At 57.2% G+C, this 18,239-nt stretch carries 20 protein-coding genes; 17 read left to right on the top strand and 3 right to left on the bottom strand.

Annotated elements, in window-relative coordinates; all coding sequences use genetic code 11:
* The first annotated feature begins 12 nt into the window (after positions 1 to 12).
* Entirely contained in the window at positions 13 to 294 is a 282-nt protein-coding gene (locus tag OGX81_RS22075; RefSeq protein ID WP_353622039.1) for a hypothetical protein, read from the top strand.
* Here OGX81_RS22075 and proP read toward each other — a convergent pair.
* The gene (gene proP, locus OGX81_RS21665; RefSeq protein WP_047459579.1) at positions 225 to 1,727 is read right to left on the bottom strand and encodes a glycine betaine/L-proline transporter ProP; all 1,503 of its coding nucleotides are present in this window, start codon (positions 1,725 to 1,727) and stop codon (positions 225 to 227) included. The two genes, OGX81_RS22075 and proP, sit on opposite strands and share 70 nt — an antisense overlap.
* A gap of 708 nt (positions 1,728 to 2,435) precedes the next feature.
* On the opposite strand from proP, the gene kdgT reads away from it, so the two are divergent.
* Positions 2,436 to 3,434, top strand: coding sequence for a 2-keto-3-deoxygluconate transporter (kdgT, locus tag OGX81_RS21660; RefSeq protein ID WP_012134529.1), 999 nt, complete (start codon positions 2,436 to 2,438; stop codon positions 3,432 to 3,434).
* 17 nt (positions 3,435 to 3,451) lie between these two features.
* On the opposite strand, the gene OGX81_RS21655 is transcribed toward kdgT, so the two are convergent.
* The gene (locus tag OGX81_RS21655) at positions 3,452 to 4,345 is read right to left on the bottom strand and encodes a diguanylate cyclase regulator RdcB family protein (protein WP_012134530.1); all 894 of its coding nucleotides are present in this window, start codon (positions 4,343 to 4,345) and stop codon (positions 3,452 to 3,454) included.
* Positions 4,342 to 6,696 carry a clamp-binding protein CrfC gene (gene crfC, locus OGX81_RS21650; RefSeq protein WP_104867882.1) on the bottom strand — a complete coding sequence of 785 codons (2,355 nt, stop codon included), beginning with the start codon at positions 6,694 to 6,696 and terminating at the stop codon, positions 4,342 to 4,344. The genes OGX81_RS21655 and crfC overlap by 4 nt, the downstream gene beginning before the upstream one ends.
* Before the next feature lie 432 nt (positions 6,697 to 7,128).
* Here crfC and OGX81_RS21645 point away from each other — a divergent pair, with 432 nt between their 5' ends.
* The 15 genes from OGX81_RS21645 (at position 7,129) to phnO (ending at position 18,235) form a co-directional block, all read left to right on the top strand.
* The gene (locus tag OGX81_RS21645; RefSeq protein WP_003031835.1) at positions 7,129 to 7,464 is read left to right on the top strand and encodes a zinc ribbon domain-containing protein YjdM; all 336 of its coding nucleotides are present in this window, start codon (positions 7,129 to 7,131) and stop codon (positions 7,462 to 7,464) included.
* A gap of 120 nt (positions 7,465 to 7,584) precedes the next feature.
* Positions 7,585 to 8,031, top strand: coding sequence for a VOC family metalloprotein YjdN (gene yjdN / locus OGX81_RS21640; RefSeq protein WP_104867883.1), 447 nt, complete (start codon positions 7,585 to 7,587; stop codon positions 8,029 to 8,031).
* A 132-nt stretch (positions 8,032 to 8,163) separates the two neighbouring features.
* Entirely contained in the window at positions 8,164 to 8,952 is a 789-nt protein-coding gene (gene phnC, locus OGX81_RS21635) for a phosphonate ABC transporter ATP-binding protein (protein WP_012134537.1), read from the top strand.
* A 23-nt stretch (positions 8,953 to 8,975) separates the two neighbouring features.
* Entirely contained in the window at positions 8,976 to 9,992 is a 1,017-nt protein-coding gene (gene phnD / locus OGX81_RS21630) for a phosphonate ABC transporter substrate-binding protein (protein ID WP_024130817.1), read from the top strand.
* A 104-nt stretch (positions 9,993 to 10,096) separates the two neighbouring features.
* A complete protein-coding gene (gene phnE / locus OGX81_RS21625) occupies positions 10,097 to 10,876 on the top strand; it encodes a phosphonate ABC transporter, permease protein PhnE (protein WP_012134539.1) in 780 nt (259 codons plus the stop codon).
* Between the two features lie 20 nt (positions 10,877 to 10,896).
* Entirely contained in the window at positions 10,897 to 11,622 is a 726-nt protein-coding gene (gene phnF / locus OGX81_RS21620; RefSeq protein ID WP_024130818.1) for a phosphonate metabolism transcriptional regulator PhnF, read from the top strand.
* 4 nt (positions 11,623 to 11,626) lie between these two features.
* On the top strand, positions 11,627 to 12,079 hold the full coding sequence (gene phnG, locus OGX81_RS21615) for a phosphonate C-P lyase system protein PhnG (protein WP_012134541.1): 453 nt from the start codon (positions 11,627 to 11,629) through the stop codon (positions 12,077 to 12,079).
* Positions 12,076 to 12,660 carry a phosphonate C-P lyase system protein PhnH gene (gene phnH / locus OGX81_RS21610; protein WP_012134542.1) on the top strand — a complete coding sequence of 195 codons (585 nt, stop codon included), beginning with the start codon at positions 12,076 to 12,078 and terminating at the stop codon, positions 12,658 to 12,660. Before phnG ends, phnH begins: the two co-directional genes overlap by 4 nt.
* Positions 12,660 to 13,727: a carbon-phosphorus lyase complex subunit gene (locus OGX81_RS21605; RefSeq protein ID WP_012134543.1), complete on the top strand. Its 1,068-nt coding sequence runs from the start codon at positions 12,660 to 12,662 to the stop codon at positions 13,725 to 13,727. Before phnH ends, OGX81_RS21605 begins: the two co-directional genes overlap by 1 nt.
* Positions 13,728 to 13,773: 46 nt before the next feature.
* A complete protein-coding gene (phnJ, locus tag OGX81_RS21600; RefSeq protein WP_232103867.1) occupies positions 13,774 to 14,565 on the top strand; it encodes an alpha-D-ribose 1-methylphosphonate 5-phosphate C-P-lyase PhnJ in 792 nt (263 codons plus the stop codon).
* The gene (phnK, locus tag OGX81_RS21595; RefSeq protein ID WP_047459591.1) at positions 14,562 to 15,320 is read left to right on the top strand and encodes a phosphonate C-P lyase system protein PhnK; all 759 of its coding nucleotides are present in this window, start codon (positions 14,562 to 14,564) and stop codon (positions 15,318 to 15,320) included. The genes phnJ and phnK overlap by 4 nt, the downstream gene beginning before the upstream one ends.
* A 123-nt stretch (positions 15,321 to 15,443) precedes the next feature.
* A complete protein-coding gene (phnL, locus tag OGX81_RS21590; RefSeq protein ID WP_104867885.1) occupies positions 15,444 to 16,124 on the top strand; it encodes a phosphonate C-P lyase system protein PhnL in 681 nt (226 codons plus the stop codon).
* The gene (gene phnM, locus OGX81_RS21585; protein WP_286487641.1) at positions 16,121 to 17,257 is read left to right on the top strand and encodes an alpha-D-ribose 1-methylphosphonate 5-triphosphate diphosphatase; all 1,137 of its coding nucleotides are present in this window, start codon (positions 16,121 to 16,123) and stop codon (positions 17,255 to 17,257) included. The genes phnL and phnM overlap by 4 nt, the downstream gene beginning before the upstream one ends.
* Before the next feature lie 2 nt (positions 17,258 to 17,259).
* A complete protein-coding gene (gene phnN / locus OGX81_RS21580) occupies positions 17,260 to 17,814 on the top strand; it encodes a ribose 1,5-bisphosphokinase (RefSeq protein WP_012134548.1) in 555 nt (184 codons plus the stop codon).
* Positions 17,801 to 18,235, top strand: coding sequence for an aminoalkylphosphonate N-acetyltransferase (phnO, locus tag OGX81_RS21575; RefSeq protein WP_012134549.1), 435 nt, complete (start codon positions 17,801 to 17,803; stop codon positions 18,233 to 18,235). The genes phnN and phnO overlap by 14 nt, the downstream gene beginning before the upstream one ends.
* Positions 18,236 to 18,239: the final 4 nt, after the last annotated feature.

Below are 18,239 nucleotides of genomic sequence, written 5' to 3'. Positions count from 1 at the left end.
CACTCTCCTCCGATGGTCTGGAGGAGAGTATGCCTGACGAAGATTAAGCGAACATTAAGATTTGTCGGCCTGATAAACGCAGTCTGTAGGCCTGATAAGCGCAGCGCCATCAGGCAAAGGTGTTGCACCGTCTGTAGGCCTGATAAGCGTAGCGCCATCAGGCAAAGGTGTTGCGCCGTCTGTAGGCCTGATAAGCGCAGCGCCATCAGGCGGTGCGCTAAAGCTTACTCGTCAATACGCGGATGCTGCTGCACTAACCGCGAACGTTTAGCCTGCAACTCCTCAATCTCCTGATCGATATCTTCGATTTTCTGCTCGATATTATCGTAGTGCTCGCCAAGGATTTCTTTCGCTTCCTGGATATCCGAGGCCGCTGGCGTCGCCCCTTTCAGCGGACGGTTAGCGGTCTCTTTCATGGTAATACCGGTAATAAAACCGACGACCGCAATCGCCATCAGGTAATAGGCTGGCATCATCAGGTTCTGCGAGCTTTCCACCAGCCAGGCGGCCAGGGTCGGCGTCAGACCTGCAATCAGCACCGAGATATTAAACGCCGCCGCCAGCGCGCTGTAACGGATGTGCGTCGGGAACATCGCTGGCAGAGAAGAGGCCATCACCCCGGTAAAGCAGTTCAGGATCACCGCCAGCATCAGCAGACCGGCAAAAATCAGGCCGATAATATTACTGTTGATCAGAATAAAGGCCGGAATAGCCAGCGCAAACAGCGCGATACTGCCCATAATCACAAACGGACGACGACCGAAACGGTCACTGAGCAGCCCCATCACCGGCTGCACAAACAGCATCCCGATCATGATGGCGATAATAATCAGCACGCCGTGGTCTTCCGAGTAGTGCAGGTTATGCGACAGGTAGCTCGGCATATAGGTGAGCAGCATGTAGTAGGTCACGTTGGTGGCAATCACCAGGCCGATACACGCCAGCAGGCTGCGCCAGTGTTTGGTTGCAATCTCTTTAAAGGAGACTTTTGGCCCTTCCTGCAAACCTTCACGATCGCCCTGCTCCAGCTTATCCACATGCTGCTGGAAGGCCGGGGTCTCTTCCAGCGCATGGCGCAGATAAAGACCAATGATCCCTAGCGGCAGTGCGATGAAGAACGGAATACGCCAGCCCCAGTCGAGGAAGTTCTCCTCGCCGACAACGGTGGAGATCAGCACCACCACGCCCGCGCCCAGCACGAAGCCCGCAATGGAGCCGAAGTCCAGCCAGCTTCCCATAAAGCCGCGTTTACGGTCTGGCGAGTATTCGGCGACAAAGATCGACGCGCCGGTATATTCGCCGCCGACCGAGAAGCCCTGCGCCATCTTACACAGCAGCAACAGTATCGGCGCCCAGATGCCGATAGAGGCATAAGAGGGGATCAACCCGATACAGAACGTACTGATCGACATAATCACAATCGTGATGGCAAGAATCTTCTGGCGACCATATTTATCGCCGAGCATACCGAAGAATAAGCCGCCAAGCGGTCGAATCAGGAAGGGAACGGAGAAGGTGGCAAGTGCGGCAATCATCTGCACGCTGGGGTCAGCCCCCGGGAAAAACACTTTACCTAACGCGTAGGCGACAAACCCATAAACACCAAAATCAAACCACTCCATCGCATTACCCAGCGAGGCTGCGGTAATCGCTTTACGCAGTTTACCATCATCAATAATGGTCACATCGCGAAGCGTAATCGGTTTTACTTTTTTCCTTTTCAGCATAGCTGTCCTCGTAGACTAAGCCCTGTCTCGCTACATACTGCATTCATTGGCGCACAAAGCGCTAACGTCACCGTCGAGCGTTGGAATCGTGCGGGCACAATTCCTCGTAGAACAAGCGTAGCAGGTTTACTTACACTGACTGGTCAAGGTCTGTACAACCGAACCTGTTGACGCCTGATTGGGCGGTTAATGACCTCTTTACCCTACCAGTGTTTAAATTTGTGATCAACTTCACACATATATTGCCGTTTCGTCAGCGAGCGTAAATAAGGGCATTTTTATCTGTATTTTTACATTGTCAGCAAAGCGCATTATTGACAATAAATGAGAGGCGATTTCGTTATTCTTTCCGAAATATCACGTCCGTCACTATTATGCTGCTAGCAAAAAATCCGCCATAACTCTTCACAAACAATTTACAGCATTTTTAATAATCATCGCGTTCCTGGGCCTTTACGCAAAATATGTGATGAAGATAACTAAAACAGTGTTTTATTTTGATTGAATCAATATTCCACTGAATGCAAGATAACACCCGACGCAACATCCCTGAGGATTGTGACAAACAGACGTATGCCACATTCGATTATGTATCACGCAGGGAGAAAGAGGGTTTCCCGCCGTTCTCTTTGTGAAATAACAAATTGAAATCAAATAATATTTATCGACTTGTCCGTTAGTTCCGCGCGACAAGATGTGAGGACTTTTATGAAAATTAAAGCCACGATTGAACGCATCCCTGGCGGGATGATGTTGATCCCTCTGCTGCTCGGCGCAATTTTAAATACCCTGGCCCCGGATACCGGCGCCTATTTTGGTTCATTTACAAAAGGCATGATCAGCGGCACCGTGCCGATTCTGGCCGTCTGGTTCTTCTGTATTGGCGCCTCGATTGATTTGCGCGCTACCGGGACGGTATTACGTAAATCGGGTACGTTGGTTATTACTAAAATAGCCGTGGCGTGGGTGGTCGCGATGATTGCCGCCTCGTTTATCCCGGATACCGGTATTCAAACCGGCTTCTTCGCCGGTTTGTCCGTACTGGCGATCGTCTCCGCAATGGACATGACCAACGGCGGCCTGTACGCCAGCCTGATGAACCAGTACGGCACCAAAGAAGAGTCCGGCGCGTTCGTCCTGATGTCTCTGGAATCTGGCCCGCTGATGACGATGGTGATTCTGGGTTCCGCAGGCCTCGCCTCCTTCGAACCGCATCACTTTGTCGGCGCCGTGCTGCCGTTCCTGATTGGCTTCACATTAGGCAACCTGGACCACGACCTGCGCGCGTTCTTCAGCAAAGCTACGCCGGTGCTGATCCCGTTCTTCGGCTTTGCGCTGGGTAACACCATTAACCTGAGCGTGATTGTCGATACCGGCCTGCTGGGTATCCTGCTGGGTGTCGCGGTTATCATTATTACCGGTATCCCGTTGATTATCGCAGACCGCGTCATTGGCGGCGGTAACGGCACTGCGGGCGTCGCGGCCTCCTCTGCGGCAGGCGCTGCGGTAGCGAACCCGGTGATCATCGCGCAGATTAACCCGGCGTTTGAACCCGTCGCCGCGTCCGCCACGGCGCTGGTTGCCGCCAGCGTGATTGTGACGGCGATTCTGGTTCCGATTATCACCGCCCTGTATGCAAAACGTTTCGGCAACGTCCCGGCGCCGGGCAACGCGGAGGCAAACCCAACGGAATCCCTCCATCACTAAACGTCATACGTCCCCTCTCAGCCCACGAGAGGGGACGGCGCAAAAATCTCCTCAATCATCGCATCCACCAGGCGCTGTGCCGAACACAGCCTTGGCATCCCCAACGCCACCGTCTGCCAGCGCTGGGTCACTGACCAGCACACCGGATGTTTATCGGGATCGCACCAGTCGCCAATCCAGCTCAACATGTCATTGTGCTCCCCCGCGCCGGCCACGGCGGGCGAATGAAGCCACTGATGGTAATAATGACGCGTGGTGGGCGCGGCGTGAATACTGTGCGCCAGATAATCGGTAGCCATCGCGCGCAAATTATCTTTCAGCATCGCGACCACTTCCATATTGCCCAACCGACAGGCATCGCCAAACGGCCCCCAGCGCAGCTCCTCCAGCGCGACAAAACAGCGCCCCGGTAATGACCAGCCGTCATAGGCTCCGGCGCGCCAGCGGGTAAAAATCTGCTCGCTGTGTTCGCCCGCCTGCACCGTCAATCCACGCCGGGTCAGCGCCTTCTCTTTATGTTCGCTGCGCCGGGCAAACCCGTCGCTCAGCGCCGCTAACTGCTGCGTGATGCCAGGAATAGCTTGCCCTCTGGGGCTTTCCGTCTGTTGCAGAAGGGTCAATTGCCGGGAAATGCGCGTCAGCGCCAGATGGCCGGGATCGAGCATCCCCGCCAGTTTTTCCACCAGCTTAAGACGCATCATCAGATGCTCATTGAATACGCCCGCCATGACCCAGGCGCGAAGCTGCGTCTGGCTCAGAATTTCTTGCGTCAGGCGTTCGCGAAAACGCTGCTGCTGTTGCAGGTTGCCGCCAGGTCGCTTCGGCTCTTCTCCCTGAACCAGATCGACCATAAACTTCGGGTGGATGCATTCCAGCATCCGTCCCGGGCCTTCCAGTAACACGTTCGTCATGAGTGCTCGGCTGCAAAAAGGGTCTGGATATCATCACGTAACAGGCGGGAATCTTCATGAATCCACCGGGTGGCGGAGATACTGTGCTGTAACTGTTGGCTCAGTCTGTTCACAACCGATTCATGTTGCTGGCGCGTCACCAGACTCTCGCGCAAGCTCTCCTGCAATCCCGACAGACACAACGAAAAATCGGCAAAAAAGGTCGCCATACCTGCCGTAACAGAAACATCGACCTGGGCATCTAAAGCTTTATGAATTTGTTGGAAGAAATGGCTGACATGCTGGATCAGAGTGTTATGCAATGCCGTTATATCAATGACATAGCGTGTCCTGGCTTCCACATAATCATTCCATCCCCAATTCGGTTGATTCAGCCAGCGCGCAAAGGTGTCGCGCACGCCGCCCGCGCGAGGCGCGGCGCCTTCCGGCGGGTTCTCCTGAGCGACCGCCTCGCTAAACAACGGTTGAGTATTGAAGTTAAACATACTGGCATGAAACGTCGGGAAGCTGATTCGCGCCCGGAACCCCGCCTGGCTTAGATCGTCTTTTACCCGCGCCTCAATTGGCCGCATCGCGTCATTTAACACCCGGCTTAGCGTCGATTCGAGCTGTTCGAAGCGCAGCGCCAGATCGCGGCTAATGTTCTCCTGCGCCGCCAGTAATACCGCTTCGCATGACGCACGCATTTTGCTTAAAACGACCTGCGCCTGCCTTTCGTTATGCAGCACCAGCGTTTCACCCTCGACCACCGCCTCCTGCTCAGGGGAAAGGGGATCGCGCGGCAGCCACGCCACCACGCTCTCTTCGCGAAAAAGCGGCGCGATACGGTGCAAAATATCGGCCTGCTGCTGGCTCAGGAACGTGTTCGCCGCCTCCATCATCCGTTCAACTTCATGGCCAACCTCATCGCTCACGCGATCCTGGCTCACCTGAAGCTGCCGCATATCTTCTTCGACGCGGGAAATATTGACCTGCAACGCGTCATGCGCCACCGTCAGCCCGTGATAGCGAAAATCCAGATATTCACGCGCGCGCTGTGCGTAATTCAATAACTTATGCGACGCCGACCGGAGCGCATACAGTGAGGCGTTGGCGTAAGCGGCGTGAATCAGTCGCTGTACGGGCTGTTCAAATAGCGAATCTTCCCACAGCAGATCGGCGGCATGACGAATATGTTCGATATCATCAAGATCGGCGCTCCGCCAGCGCCTGCCGAGCGCGGCCTCGGCAAAATCCTGCACCCAGCGCTGTTCCTGATGATCCGGCAACCGCCCGTGCACCCGCAGTTCGTGACGCGCACGGTTCGCCAGATATCCCCACATGGAAGAGACCGGAAAAATTTGCCCGGGCGTAATGCTGCCATTCATCAGCGTGCCGGAAATCAGCGCGCGAACCTGTTCTTCATCGTCGCTGTTGCGGTCTTTCTGATCGAACTTATTCACCAGTGCGTACAGCGGCACGGATTTCCCCACCGCCGCAATGGCCTGGCGCACCTCTTCATCCGAAATGGATTTCAGTTGGGTGTAATCCATCACCGCCAGTACGGCAGAAGCGCGCGCCAGCTGTTCATTAAGCATCTTTTGCAGGTGCGGTTGCCCGGCTTCATTAGGGCCGGGCGTATCCAGTAGCGTCAGTTGCCCCGGATAGTTCTCCAGCCCCGCCAGATGCACAAACTCCACCTCAATCACCGGAATATGTTCAATCGCGGCATACGCCGCAAAAGGAAAATCGACCCCCAGCGCTTTTGACAAGCGCACCAGATCGTTCAGGCTTTTCAGACAGTGGAAGATGGGCTGCGCGCCCAGGTAATGACGCTCAAAAGCCACGCCCTTTTCAATTCGCTGGAGTAGCGCATTCATGTCTTTATCGATTTCCAGCACCTGGGTCAGATGCTGGCGATCGCACGCCTGCATACGCTGTTGCAGCGTTTGCATGAGCGTATCAATCGGCGCGACGTGAGAAAAATGCAGCACCGGCTCTTTCTGCCCTGGCGTATGGCGAATCAGCGTCGGTAACGCCGTCATCGGCCGATTACGGTTGGGCAGGACTTCGGTTCCGACAATGGCGTTAATTGTCGTCGACTTCCCAGCCTTCATCGTCCCGACAATCGCCAGCACCATCTCCAGGCGCGTTATTTTACGTAGCTCATTATTGAGCGTGCCGTGCTGAGCCTCCACGTCACGCCCGCTAACATGCTGAGGCCGGGTATTTTCATTCCCTTCCCCATCTTCCTGAGCGACGCCATCCAGCGAAGCCACAGGCAGTTGTTGCAATAACCGGAGATGTTCCAGAGAAAGCAGCAACAATCTTTCCGCTTCCTGGCTTAATTCATATATTGTCTGTGTGTACATGGAAAATCTTTCCTTAACGCAAACTTTATTACTTTTATTTAGCCGGATGATTTTATTTGTTTGCTTTTCGGCTTTTATAATTACGTGTGGAAATAATTTTATTAAAATAACTTATTGTTAATATTAGAGGTATTTTTATCAACCACACCTGTCTCTCTTACTGTGTAAAAGTAAGAGGGTTAAAGATTTATAACGCGTCTGGTCGTTCCTCTCACCTTATCTTAAATAGTAAAACGTAGCAATTTCCCTTAAAAAAATAGTCATGACATTTTTCTTACCCTGGCGGCAACCTTCAGCCACAGGTTGTCGTATCCTTAAATTGCGAGTAGTCCCGACAACGTTAAGGATTTTGTGTATAATTGCGGCCTTTTTCGGCAATCTGCCATTTTTTGGGCGCTTTTGCCCCTGCTGACTTTTTTTGAGGAAATCGACATGTCATTACCCCATTGCCCACAATGCAACTCCGAATATACCTACGAAGATAACGGCATGTTCATCTGCCCGGAATGCGCCCATGAATGGAACGACGCAGAACCGGCGCAGGACAGCGACGAGCTGATCGTAAAAGATGCCAACGGCAACCTGCTGGCAGACGGCGACAGCGTGACCGTTGTTAAAGATCTGAAAGTAAAAGGCAGTTCTTCCATGCTGAAAATTGGCACCAAAGTGAAGAACATCCGTCTGGTTGAAGGCGACCACAACATTGATTGCAAGATCGATGGCTTTGGCCCGATGAAGCTGAAATCTGAGTTCGTGAAAAAGAACTGATTTTTCCAGGCCCGGTAAGGCGTTTACGCCGCCATCCGGCATTTATTGCCCGGTGGCGCTTCGCTTACCGGGCCTACGATAACTACACTTAACTGGCTTCTCTTACCTGAGGTCACGATTATGCCGTTAAGTCCCTACATCTCTTTTGCCGGTCACTGTGCCGACGCTATCGCGTACTACCACAAAACGTTAGGCGCGGAACTCCTCTATAAAATCACCTTCGGTGAAATGCCCCCGCCAGAGCAGGGCAGCGAAGACGGTTGCCCGTCAGGCATACAATTCCCTGATACCTCCATCGCCCACGCCAACGTGCGCATTGCAGGCAGCGACATCATGATGAGCGACGCCGTCGCGTCGGGGAACGCGAGTTACTCCGGCTTTACGCTGGTGCTCGACACGCAGGATGTCGCCGAAGGGAAACGCTGGTTTGATAACCTGGCCGCACAGGGACAAATCGAAATGGACTGGCAGGAAACCTTCTGGGCGCACGGTTTCGGGAAAGTGACCGATCAATATGGCGTACCGTGGATGATCAATGTGGTGAAACAGCCGCAGCCGACAGAGTAAACCGACGGGAGGCGCGCCCTCCCGTGCTGTCATCGAAGCCCCTTCAATTCTTCATCGTCAAGTAACCATCCCTTAACTAAAACGTCACATTAATCCGCCACGATGGGGCCACTTTTTTAGGGAGGCCGCATCATGCAAACGGTTATTCGCGTCGAGAAACTCTCCAAAACGTTCAATCAGCATCAGGCGCTGCATGCGGTTGATCTGAACATCTCTTCCGGTGAGATGGTGGCTCTGCTTGGGCCTTCCGGTTCCGGCAAATCCACCCTTTTACGTCACTTAAGCGGTTTGATTACCGGCGATAAAGCGCCGGGCTGCCATGTCGAGCTGCTGGGCCGCACGGTACAGCGTGAGGGCAAACTGGCGCGGGACATCCGCAAAAGCCGCGCTCACACCGGCTACATCTTCCAGCAGTTCAACCTCGTGAACCGTCTGACCGTACTGGAGAACGTGCTGATTGGCGCGCTCGGCAGCACGCCGTTCTGGCGTACCTGTTTTAGCTGGTTCACCCAGGCGCAGAAGCAGCGCGCGTTACAGGCGCTGACCCGCGTCGGGATGGCGCACTTCGCGCATCAGCGCGTATCGACGCTTTCCGGCGGACAGCAGCAGCGCGTTGCTATCGCCAGGGCATTGATGCAGCAGGCGAAAGTGATCCTCGCCGATGAGCCGATCGCTTCGCTGGACCCGGAGTCGGCACGCATTGTGATGGACACCCTGCGCGACATTAACCAGACCGACGGCATCACCGTGGTCGTCACGCTGCATCAGGTGGATTACGCCCTGCGCTACTGCGAACGCATTGTGGCGTTGCGTCAGGGGCATGTGTTCTATGACGGCAGCAGCCAGCACTTTGATAACGATCGTTTTGACCATCTCTACCGCAGCATGAACCGCGTCGAACAGAACGCGCAGGCTGCTTAACATCCCCACAATGAGGAATGGAAATGAGCTACAAAGCCGTTGCCGCGCTGGCGTTCACCAGCATGTTCAGCATCAGCACCTTGTTAAGCCCGGCACATGCGGAAGAACAGGAAAAAGCACTGAACTTTGGCATTATTTCGACCGAATCACAGCAAAACCTGAAGCCGCAGTGGGACCCGTTCCTGAAGGATATGGAAAAGAAACTGGGCGTCAAAGTGAACGCCTTCTTCGCGCCTGACTATGCGGGCATCATTCAGGGAATGCGCTTCAACAAAGTGGATATCGCCTGGTACGGCAACCTCTCGGCGATGGAAGCCGTGGATCGCGCTAACGGTCAGGTATTTGCCCAGACCGTCGCCGCAGACGGATCGCCGGGCTACTGGAGCGTGTTGATCGTCAACAAAGACAGCCCGATCAATAACCTGGACGATCTGATCGCCAAACGTAAAGATCTCACCTTCGGCAATGGCGATCCGAACTCTACCTCTGGCTTCCTCGTCCCCGGTTATTACGTCTTCGCCAAAAACGGCATCTCCGCCAGCGACTTCAAACGCACCGTTAACGCCAGCCACGAAACCAACGCGCTGGCCGTCGCCAACAAGCAGGTGGATGTCGCAACCAATAACACCGAAAACCTCGACAAACTGAAAACCTCCGCGCCAGACAAGCTGAAAGCACTGAAGGTTGTCTGGAAGTCGCCGCTGATCCCAGGCGATCCGATCGTCTGGCGTAAAAATCTCTCCGAAACCACCAAGGACAAGGTGTACGACTTCTTTATGAATTACGGCAAAACAGCGGAAGAGAAAACCGTGCTGGAACGCCTGGGCTGGGCGCCATTCCGCCCCTCCAGCGACCTGCAACTGGTGCCGATTCGCCAGCTGGCGCTGTTTAAAGAAATGCAGGGCGTGAAGGACAACAAAGGGCTGAACGAGAGCGAAAAAACCAGCAAAACCTCCGCGATTAAAGCGCAGCTGGACGATCTCGACCGCCTGACCGCCGCGCTGGGCGCGATGACCAGCGTCACCAAAGCGGTGCAGTAAACCTGATACCCGGTGGCGCTTCGCTTACCGGGCCTACGATGTTCTGTAGGCCAGATAAGGCGCTTGCGCCGCCATCCGGCAATAACCGACGCACGGAGCTAAACATGCAAAGCATCACCGTCGCCCCGCCAAAGCGTAGCTGGTTCTCGCTCCTGAGCTGGGCCATCCTTCTCGCCGTCCTGGTCGTTTCGTGGAAGGGCGCCGAAATGGCCCCACTCACGCTAATTCAGGATTCCGGCAACATGGCGACCTTCGCCGCCGACTTCTTCCCGCCGGACTTCAGCCAGTGGCAGCACTATCTGGGCGAAATGGCCGTCACCCTGCAAATCGCCGTCTGGGGCACTGCGCTGGCGGTCATTCTGTCGATTCCCTGCGGCCTGATGTGCGCCGATAACCTCGTGCCGTGGTGGATTTACCAGCCGATGCGTCGCCTGATGGACGCCTGCCGCGCGATTAACGAAATGGTTTTCGCCATGCTGTTCGTGGTCGCCGTTGGTCTCGGGCCGTTTGCCGGGGTAATGGCGCTGTTTATCCACACCACCGGCGTGCTCTCCAAGCTGCTTTCCGAAGCGGTGGAAGCCATTGAACCCGGCCCGGTTGAAGGCATTCGCGCCACCGGCGCCAACAAAATTGAAGAGATCCTCTACGGCGTGCTACCGCAGGTTATGCCGCTGCTCATCTCCTACTCGCTGTACCGTTTTGAGTCCAACGTCCGCTCCGCCACGGTGGTCGGCATGGTGGGCGCAGGCGGCATCGGCGTCACGCTGTGGGAAGCGATTCGCGGCTTTCAGTTCCCGCAGACCTGCGCCCTGATGGTGTTAATCATCATTACCGTCAGCCTGCTGGATTTCCTCTCCCAGCGTTTGCGTAAGCACTTTATCTGATTAGCGAGGCATTGATGGCTATGCACTTGTCTACACATCCGACCAGTTATCCAACGCGCTATCAGGAGATTGCCGCGAGACTTGAGCAGGAGCTTCGCCAACATTACCGCTGCGGCGATTACCTTCCGGCGGAACATCAGCTTGCCGCCCGCTATGAGGTGAACCGCCACACGCTGCGCCGCGCCATCGACCAGCTCGTGGAGCGCGGTTGGGTGCAGCGTCGCCAGGGCGTCGGCGTGCTGGTGCTGATGCGCCCGTTCGATTACCCGCTCAATGCCCAGGCGCGCTTTAGCCAGAATCTACTGGAACAAGGCAGTCATCCCACCAGCGAAAAACTGCTGGCGGTGCTGCGCCCGGCATCCAGCCACATCGCCGATGCGCTGAGCGTCAAAGAGGGCGATAACGTCATCCACCTGCGCACCCTGCGCCGGGTAAATGGCATCGCCCTGTGCCTGATCGACCATTACTTTTCCGACCTCGCCCTCTGGCCGCTGTTGCAGGGCTTTAACCACGGTTCACTGCATGACTACCTGCGCGAGCAGTGCGGTCTGGCGCTACAGCGCACCCAGACGCGCATCAGCGCCCGCCGTGCGCAGGCCAAAGAGAGCAAGGTGCTGGAAATTCCCAACATGGCGCCGCTGCTGTGCGTGCGCACGCTGAACCACCGTGACGGCGAGGAAAACGCGACGGAGTACTCCGTCAGCCTGACCCGCGCCGACATGATCGAATTCACTATGGAGCACTGACGGAATGCACTTCGATACCGCCACTCGCCAGCGCTGGATGCGCGCGCTGGCTTACAGCAACGCCGACGCGCTTAACGTGAAAATGCAGGCGCTGAAACTCACGCCGGAATACGAACTGATTCGCGCCCCGGAAACCGGGCTGATGCAGATTCAGGCCCGCATGGGCGGCACCGGCAACCGCTTTTTCGCCGGAGATACCACGCTGACCCGTGCGGTGGTGCGTCTTAAGAGCGGCACGCTGGGCTACAGCTACCTGCTGGGGCGCAACAAACACCACGCCGAGCAGTGCGCCGTCATCGACGCGCTGTTGCAGGAGCACACTCACTTCCAGACCTTAATGGAAACCTTAATTGCCCCGCTGGAGGCGGAACGCGACGCACACATTACCGCTCGCCGCGCCGAAGTAAACGCCAGCCGGGTCGACTTCTTTACGCTGGTACGCGGAGATAACGCATGACCCTACAAACCGCCTTTACCCTGCCCGTTCAGGACGCGCAACAGAGTTTTCGTCGCCTGCTGAAGGCGATGAGCGAGCCGGGGGTGATTGTCGCCCTGCATCAACTGAAGCACGGCTGGCAGCCGCTGAATCTGGCCACCACCAGCGTATTGCTCACTCTGGTCGACGGCGACACGCCGGTATGGCTCGCGCCGTCCATCAACAACGACATTGCCAGTCAGAACCTGCGCTTTCACACCAGCGCGCCGCTGGTTGAACAGCCGCAGCAGGCCGCCTTTGCCGTCGCCGATGAACGTATCAGCAGCGAGCAGCTAAACGCCCTTTCCGCCGGAAGCGCCGTCGCGCCGGAAACCAGCGCCACCCTGATCGTCCAGGTCGCCAGCCTGAGCGGTGGACGTATGCTGCGCCTGACCGGGGCGGGTATCGCCGAAGAACGCATGATTGCCCCGCAGCTGCCGGAGTGCCTCATCCATGAACTGACTGAGCGCCCGCACCCGTTCCCGCTGGGGGTCGATCTCATCCTCACCTGCGGCGAGCGACTGCTGGCGATTCCGCGAACCACCCATGTGGAGGTGTGCTGATGTACGTAGCCGTCAAAGGGGGCGAAAAGGCGATAGCCAACGCCCACGCGTTGCAGGAAAACCGACGCCGGGGCGACGACACCCTCGCCGAGCTGAGCGTGGCGCAAATCGAGCAACAGTTGAACCTGGCCGTGGACCGCGTGATGACCGAAGGAGGCATCGCCGACCGCGAACTGGCCGCGCTCGCCTTAAAACAGGCCAGCGGCGATAACATTGAAGCCATTTTCCTGCTGCGCGCATACCGCACCACGCTGGCAAAACTGGCGGTCAGTGAGCCGCTGAACACCGCAGAGATGCGTTTAGAGCGCCGTATCTCCGCCGTTTACAAGGATATTCCCGGCGGGCAGTTGCTGGGGCCGACCTACGATTACACCCATCGCCTGCTCGATTTTACCCTGCTGGCGAACGGCGAAACGCCGCCGTTGCGTACCGCTGACGCCATGCAGGACGCCGCGCCGCACGTTTTTTCTCTGCTGGCGAACCAGGGGCTGGCGAAGCGTGAAGAAGACAGCGGCGCCGTGCCGGATGACATCACCCGCACGCCGCCGGTTTACCCTTGTTCGCGCTCCTCACGCCTGCAACAGCTGATGCGCGGCGACGAAGGGTATCTGCTGGCGCTGGCGTATTCCACGCAACGCGGCTACGGGCGCAACCACCCGTTTGCCGGTGAGATCCGCAGCGGCTACGTCGGGCTGGAAACGGTGCCGGAGGAGCTGGGATTTGCCGTGAACGTCGGCGAACTGCTGATGACGGAATGCGAAATGGTCAACGGTTTTGTCGCACCGGAAAACGACGCGCCGCACTTTACCCGCGGCTACGGACTGGTGTTCGGCATGAGCGAACGTAAAGCAATGGCGATGGCGCTGGTGGAAAGAGCCCTACAGGCACCCGAATACGATGAAACGGTCACGGGACCAGCGCAGGACGAAGAGTTCGTGCTGGCGCATGCGGATAACGTCGAGGCGGCGGGTTTTGTTTCGCACCTCAAACTCCCCCACTACGTCGATTTCCAGGCTGAACTGGAACTGCTCAAACGCCTGCAACAGGAGGCCGCCCGTGACGACTAACCTCTCCGGCTACAACTTTGCTTATCTCGACGAGCAAACCAAACGCATGATCCGCCGCGCTATTTTAAAAGCGGTGGCGATCCCCGGTTATCAGGTGCCGTTCGGCGGGCGTGAAATGCCGATGCCCTACGGCTGGGGTACGGGCGGCATTCAGCTTACCGCCAGCGTGATTGGCGAGCCGGACATTCTGAAAGTGATCGACCAGGGGGCGGATGACACCACCAACGCCGTGTCGATCCGCAACTTCTTTAAGCGCGTGACCGGCGTGAACACCACCGAACGCACCGAAGACGCAACGCTGATCCAGACCCGTCATCGGATCCCGGAAACGCCGCTGACCGAAGATCAGATCATTATCTTCCAGGTGCCGATCCCTGAACCGCTGCGTTTTATCGAGCCGCGCGAAACCGAAACCCGCACCATGCACGCACTGGAAGAGTACGGCGTCATGCAGGTGAAGCTGTACGAAGATATCGCCCGCTTCGGCCATATCGCCACCACCTACGCCTACCCGGTGAAGGTCAATGACCGCTACGTCATGGACCCGTCGCCGATCCCGAAATTCGACAACCCGAAGATGAATATGATGCCCGCGCTGCAACTGTTCGGCGCGGGGCGCGAAAAACGCATCTATGCCGTGCCGCCCTGGACCCGCGTGGAAAGCCTCGATTTCGACGATCACCCGTTCACCGTACAAACCTGGGATGAGCCCTGCGCCATCTGCGGTTCAACGCACAGCTATCTCGACGAAGTGGTGCTGGATGACAGCGGCAAACGGATGTTTGTCTGCTCCGACACCGATTATTGCCGCCAACAGAGCGAGGCACTCAGCAAATGACGCAACCGCTGCTTTCAGTCAATAATCTGACCCATCTCTACGCGCCGGGCAAAGGCTTCAGCGATGTTTCTTTTGACCTGTGGCCTGGTGAAGTGCTGGGCATTGTCGGGGAGTCCGGTTCCGGCAAAACCACCCTGCTGAAATCCATCTCCTCGCGCCTGACGCCGCAGTCCGGCGACATTTTGTACCAGAACCGTTCACTGTACGGCATGAGCGAAGCCGACCGCCGCCGCCTGCTGCGCACGGAATGGGGCGTGGTGCATCAGCATCCGATGGACGGACTGCGCCGCCAGGTCTCGGCGGGCGGCAATATCGGCGAACGCCTGATGGCCACCGGCGCGCGTCACTATGGTGAAATTCGCGCCACGGCGAAGCGCTGGCTGGAGGAGGTGGAAATTCCGGCCTCGCGCATCGACGACCTGCCGACCACCTTTTCCGGCGGGATGCAGCAGCGTTTGCAGATCGCCCGCAACCTGGTCACTCACCCGAAGCTGGTGTTTATGGACGAACCCACCGGCGGGCTGGACGTTTCCGTACAAGCAAAGCTGCTGGACCTGCTGCGCGGCCTGGTGGTGGAACTGGATCTGGCTGTGGTGATTGTCACCCACGATTTGGGCGTGGCGCGCCTGTTAGCAGACCGTCTGCTGGTGATGAAGCAGGGTCAGGTGGTGGAAAGTGGATTAACCGACCGCGTGCTCGACGATCCACATCATCCGTATACCCAGTTGCTGGTGTCGTCGGTATTGCAGAACTGATTTTTTGTTTTGCTGATTTTTTGTTTTGCCGGGTGGCGCTTTGCTTACCCGGCCTACAAAAAGCGCACCTGTAGGCCGGATAAGGCGAAGCCGCCATCCGGCAATCAGAATTAAGAGGCCAAAATGATTCGCGTAGAAAACGTCAGTAAAACCTTTGTGCTGCACCAGCAAAATGGCGTGCGCCTGCCGGTGCTGCAAAACGCCTCTCTGGAGGTACAAAACGGTGAATGCGTGGTGCTGCACGGCCACTCCGGGAGCGGTAAATCGACGCTGTTGCGCTCGCTATATGCCAACTATCTGCCGGACGAAGGGCACATCCACATTCGTCATAGCGATGAGTGGATCGATCTGGTGCAGGCCCCGGCGCGCAAGGTGCTGGAAGTGCGTCGCTCGACGATCGGCTGGGTGAGCCAGTTTCTGCGCGTGATCCCCCGGATCTCCGCGCTGGATGTGGTGATGCAGCCGCTGCTGGATCTGGGCGTCGCCCGCGAAACGTGCGCCGCGAAAGCCTCGAACCTGCTGACGCGCCTGAACGTCCCGGAACGGCTATGGCATCTCGCTCCCTCCACCTTTTCCGGCGGCGAGCAGCAGCGCGTGAATATCGCGCGCGGGTTTATCGTCGATTACCCGATCCTGCTGCTTGATGAACCCACCGCCTCGCTGGACGCCAAAAACAGCGCCGCCGTGGTCGCGCTGATTGAAGAAGCCAAAGCGCGCGGCGCGGCGATTGTCGGCATTTTTCACGATCAAACCGTACGCGATCGCGTAGCGGATCGTTTGCATCTGATGGGAACCACATCATGATTATCAACAACGTAAAGCTGGTGCTGGAAGACGAAGTGGTGCAGGGATCGCTGGAAATGCAGGATGGGATTATCCGCGCCTTTGCGGAAAGTCAGAGCCGTCACCCTGAGGCGCTGGATGGCGAAGGCGGCTGGCTGCTGCCGGGTTTAATTGAGCTGCATACCGATAATCTCGACAAATTCTTCACCCCGCGCCCGAAGGTGGACTGGCCCGCTCATTCCGCCATGAGCAGCCACGACGCGCTGATGGTCGCCAGCGGTATCACCACCGTGCTGGATGCCGTTGCGATTGGCGATGTCCGCGACGGCGGCGATCGCCTGGAAAATCTGGAAAAGATGATCAATGCCGTCGAAGAGACGCAGAAACGCGGCGTTAACCGCGCCGAACACCGTCTGCATCTGCGCTGTGAATTGCCCCATCACACCACCCTGCCGCTGTTCGAAAAGCTGGTGGATCGTGAGCCGGTAACGCTGGTCTCGCTGATGGATCACTCGCCGGGTCAGCGCCAGTTCGCTAACCGCGAGAAGTACCGTGAATACTATCAGGGCAAATATTCACTCAATGATGAGCAGATGGCCCACTACGAAGAGGAACAGCTTCAGCTTGCGGCGCGCTGGTCGCAGCCGAACCGCGCCGCCATCGCGCAGATGTGCCGCGAACGTCATCTCGCGCTGGCGATCCACGATGACGCAACGCACGCTCATGTACTGGAATCACATCAGCTTGGCAGCGTGATCGCCGAATTTCCCACCACGTTCGAGGCGGCAGAGGCATCACGCAAGCATGGGATGAACGTACTGATGGGCGCGCCCAACATCGTGCGCGGTGGTTCGCACTCCGGCAACGTGGCGGCGCATAAGCTGGCAGAACTGGGGTTGCTGGATATCCTCTCCTCCGACTATTACCCCGCCAGCCTGCTCGACGCGGCATTCCGCGTGGCGGACGACGAGGCCAACACATTTACGCTGCCGCAGGCAATACACCTGGTGACCCGCAACCCGGCGCGCGCGCTGAATCTCGACGATCGCGGCATCATCGCCGAAGGCAGGCGCGCCGACCTGGTGCTGGCGCACCGTAAAGGCGATCACATTCATATCGACCACGTCTGGCGTCAGGGTAAAAGGGTGTTCTGACTATGGGAAAACTGATCTGGCTGATGGGGCCGTCCGGCTCCGGTAAGGACAGTTTGCTGGCGGCGCTCCGCCAGCGGGAACATACGCAGTTGCTGGTTGCGCACCGCTATATCACGCGTGCGGCTAACGCGGGCAACGAGAACCATATTGCGCTGAGCGAGCAGGAGTTTTTCACTCGGGCAGGGCAAAATTTACTGGCGCTGAGCTGGCACGCTAATGGCCTGTACTATGGCGTTGGCGTGGAGATCGATCTGTGGCTGCACGCCGGTTTTGACGTGGTGGTTAACGGCTCACGCGCCCATCTGCCGCAGGCGCAGGCCCGCTACGGCAAAGCGCTGCTGCCTATCTGTTTGCAGGTCTCTCCCGATATTTTGCGCCAGCGTCTACAGGCGCGCGGGCGTGAAAGCGAAACCGAGATTGCCGCTCGCCTGGCGCGCGCGGCCCGTTACGCCCCTTTTAACTGTCATATCCTCAATAATGACGGAAGTTTGCTACAGTCAGTCGATACCTTATTAACGTTAATGGGCCGCCAGGAGAAAAGCCATGCCTGTCTGTGAACTACGCCGGGCCACGCCGGACGATACCGACGCGGTGTATCAACTGATCTGCGAACTGAAACAAGCGGAGTTCGATCGCCAGGCCTTTCGCGCCGGGTTTGCCTCAAATTTGCAGGATCGCACGATACGCTACCAGCTGGCGCTGCGCGACGGGCAGGTTGTCGGGATGATCGGCCTGCATATGCAGTACCACCTGCATCACGCTAACTGGATCGGGGAGATCCAGGAACTGGTGGTGATGCCGCAGGCGCGAGGTCTGAAAGTCGGCAGCCGGTTGCTGGCATGGGCGGAAGAAGAAGCCCGCCAGGCCGGCGCGGAGATGACGGAGCTGTCCACCAGCGTGAAACGCCATGATGCGCACCGGTTTTATCTGCGTGAAGGGTATGCGCAAAGCCATTTTCGTTTTACCAAAGCGCTTTGAGGTG

Origin of the sequence: Citrobacter sp. CK206, assembly GCF_030333125.1 — a bacterium.
Taxonomy (GTDB): domain Bacteria; phylum Pseudomonadota; class Gammaproteobacteria; order Enterobacterales; family Enterobacteriaceae; genus Citrobacter_B; species Citrobacter_B koseri.
This window is presented reverse-complemented; position numbering and strand designations above follow the sequence as displayed.

Excerpts from the sequence above, each read along its gene's own strand:
- OGX81_RS22075 (WP_353622039.1), top strand. The coding sequence starts at position 13 with ATGGTCTGGAGGAGAGTATGCCTGACGAAGATTAAGCGAACATTAAGA.
- proP (WP_047459579.1), bottom strand. The coding sequence starts at position 1,727 with ATGCTGAAAAGGAAAAAAGTAAAACCGATTACGCTTCGCGATGTGACC.
- kdgT (WP_012134529.1), top strand. The coding sequence starts at position 2,436 with ATGAAAATTAAAGCCACGATTGAACGCATCCCTGGCGGGATGATGTTG.
- OGX81_RS21655 (WP_012134530.1), bottom strand. The coding sequence starts at position 4,345 with ATGACGAACGTGTTACTGGAAGGCCCGGGACGGATGCTGGAATGCATC.
- crfC (WP_104867882.1), bottom strand. The coding sequence starts at position 6,696 with ATGTACACACAGACAATATATGAATTAAGCCAGGAAGCGGAAAGATTG.
- OGX81_RS21645 (WP_003031835.1), top strand. The coding sequence starts at position 7,129 with ATGTCATTACCCCATTGCCCACAATGCAACTCCGAATATACCTACGAA.
- yjdN (WP_104867883.1), top strand. The coding sequence starts at position 7,585 with ATGCCGTTAAGTCCCTACATCTCTTTTGCCGGTCACTGTGCCGACGCT.
- phnC (WP_012134537.1), top strand. The coding sequence starts at position 8,164 with ATGCAAACGGTTATTCGCGTCGAGAAACTCTCCAAAACGTTCAATCAG.
- phnD (WP_024130817.1), top strand. The coding sequence starts at position 8,976 with ATGAGCTACAAAGCCGTTGCCGCGCTGGCGTTCACCAGCATGTTCAGC.
- phnE (WP_012134539.1), top strand. The coding sequence starts at position 10,097 with ATGCAAAGCATCACCGTCGCCCCGCCAAAGCGTAGCTGGTTCTCGCTC.
- phnF (WP_024130818.1), top strand. The coding sequence starts at position 10,897 with ATGCACTTGTCTACACATCCGACCAGTTATCCAACGCGCTATCAGGAG.
- phnG (WP_012134541.1), top strand. The coding sequence starts at position 11,627 with ATGCACTTCGATACCGCCACTCGCCAGCGCTGGATGCGCGCGCTGGCT.
- phnH (WP_012134542.1), top strand. The coding sequence starts at position 12,076 with ATGACCCTACAAACCGCCTTTACCCTGCCCGTTCAGGACGCGCAACAG.
- OGX81_RS21605 (WP_012134543.1), top strand. The coding sequence starts at position 12,660 with ATGTACGTAGCCGTCAAAGGGGGCGAAAAGGCGATAGCCAACGCCCAC.
- phnJ (WP_232103867.1), top strand. The coding sequence starts at position 13,774 with ATGATCCGCCGCGCTATTTTAAAAGCGGTGGCGATCCCCGGTTATCAG.
- phnK (WP_047459591.1), top strand. The coding sequence starts at position 14,562 with ATGACGCAACCGCTGCTTTCAGTCAATAATCTGACCCATCTCTACGCG.
- phnL (WP_104867885.1), top strand. The coding sequence starts at position 15,444 with ATGATTCGCGTAGAAAACGTCAGTAAAACCTTTGTGCTGCACCAGCAA.
- phnM (WP_286487641.1), top strand. The coding sequence starts at position 16,121 with ATGATTATCAACAACGTAAAGCTGGTGCTGGAAGACGAAGTGGTGCAG.
- phnN (WP_012134548.1), top strand. The coding sequence starts at position 17,260 with ATGGGAAAACTGATCTGGCTGATGGGGCCGTCCGGCTCCGGTAAGGAC.
- phnO (WP_012134549.1), top strand. The coding sequence starts at position 17,801 with ATGCCTGTCTGTGAACTACGCCGGGCCACGCCGGACGATACCGACGCG.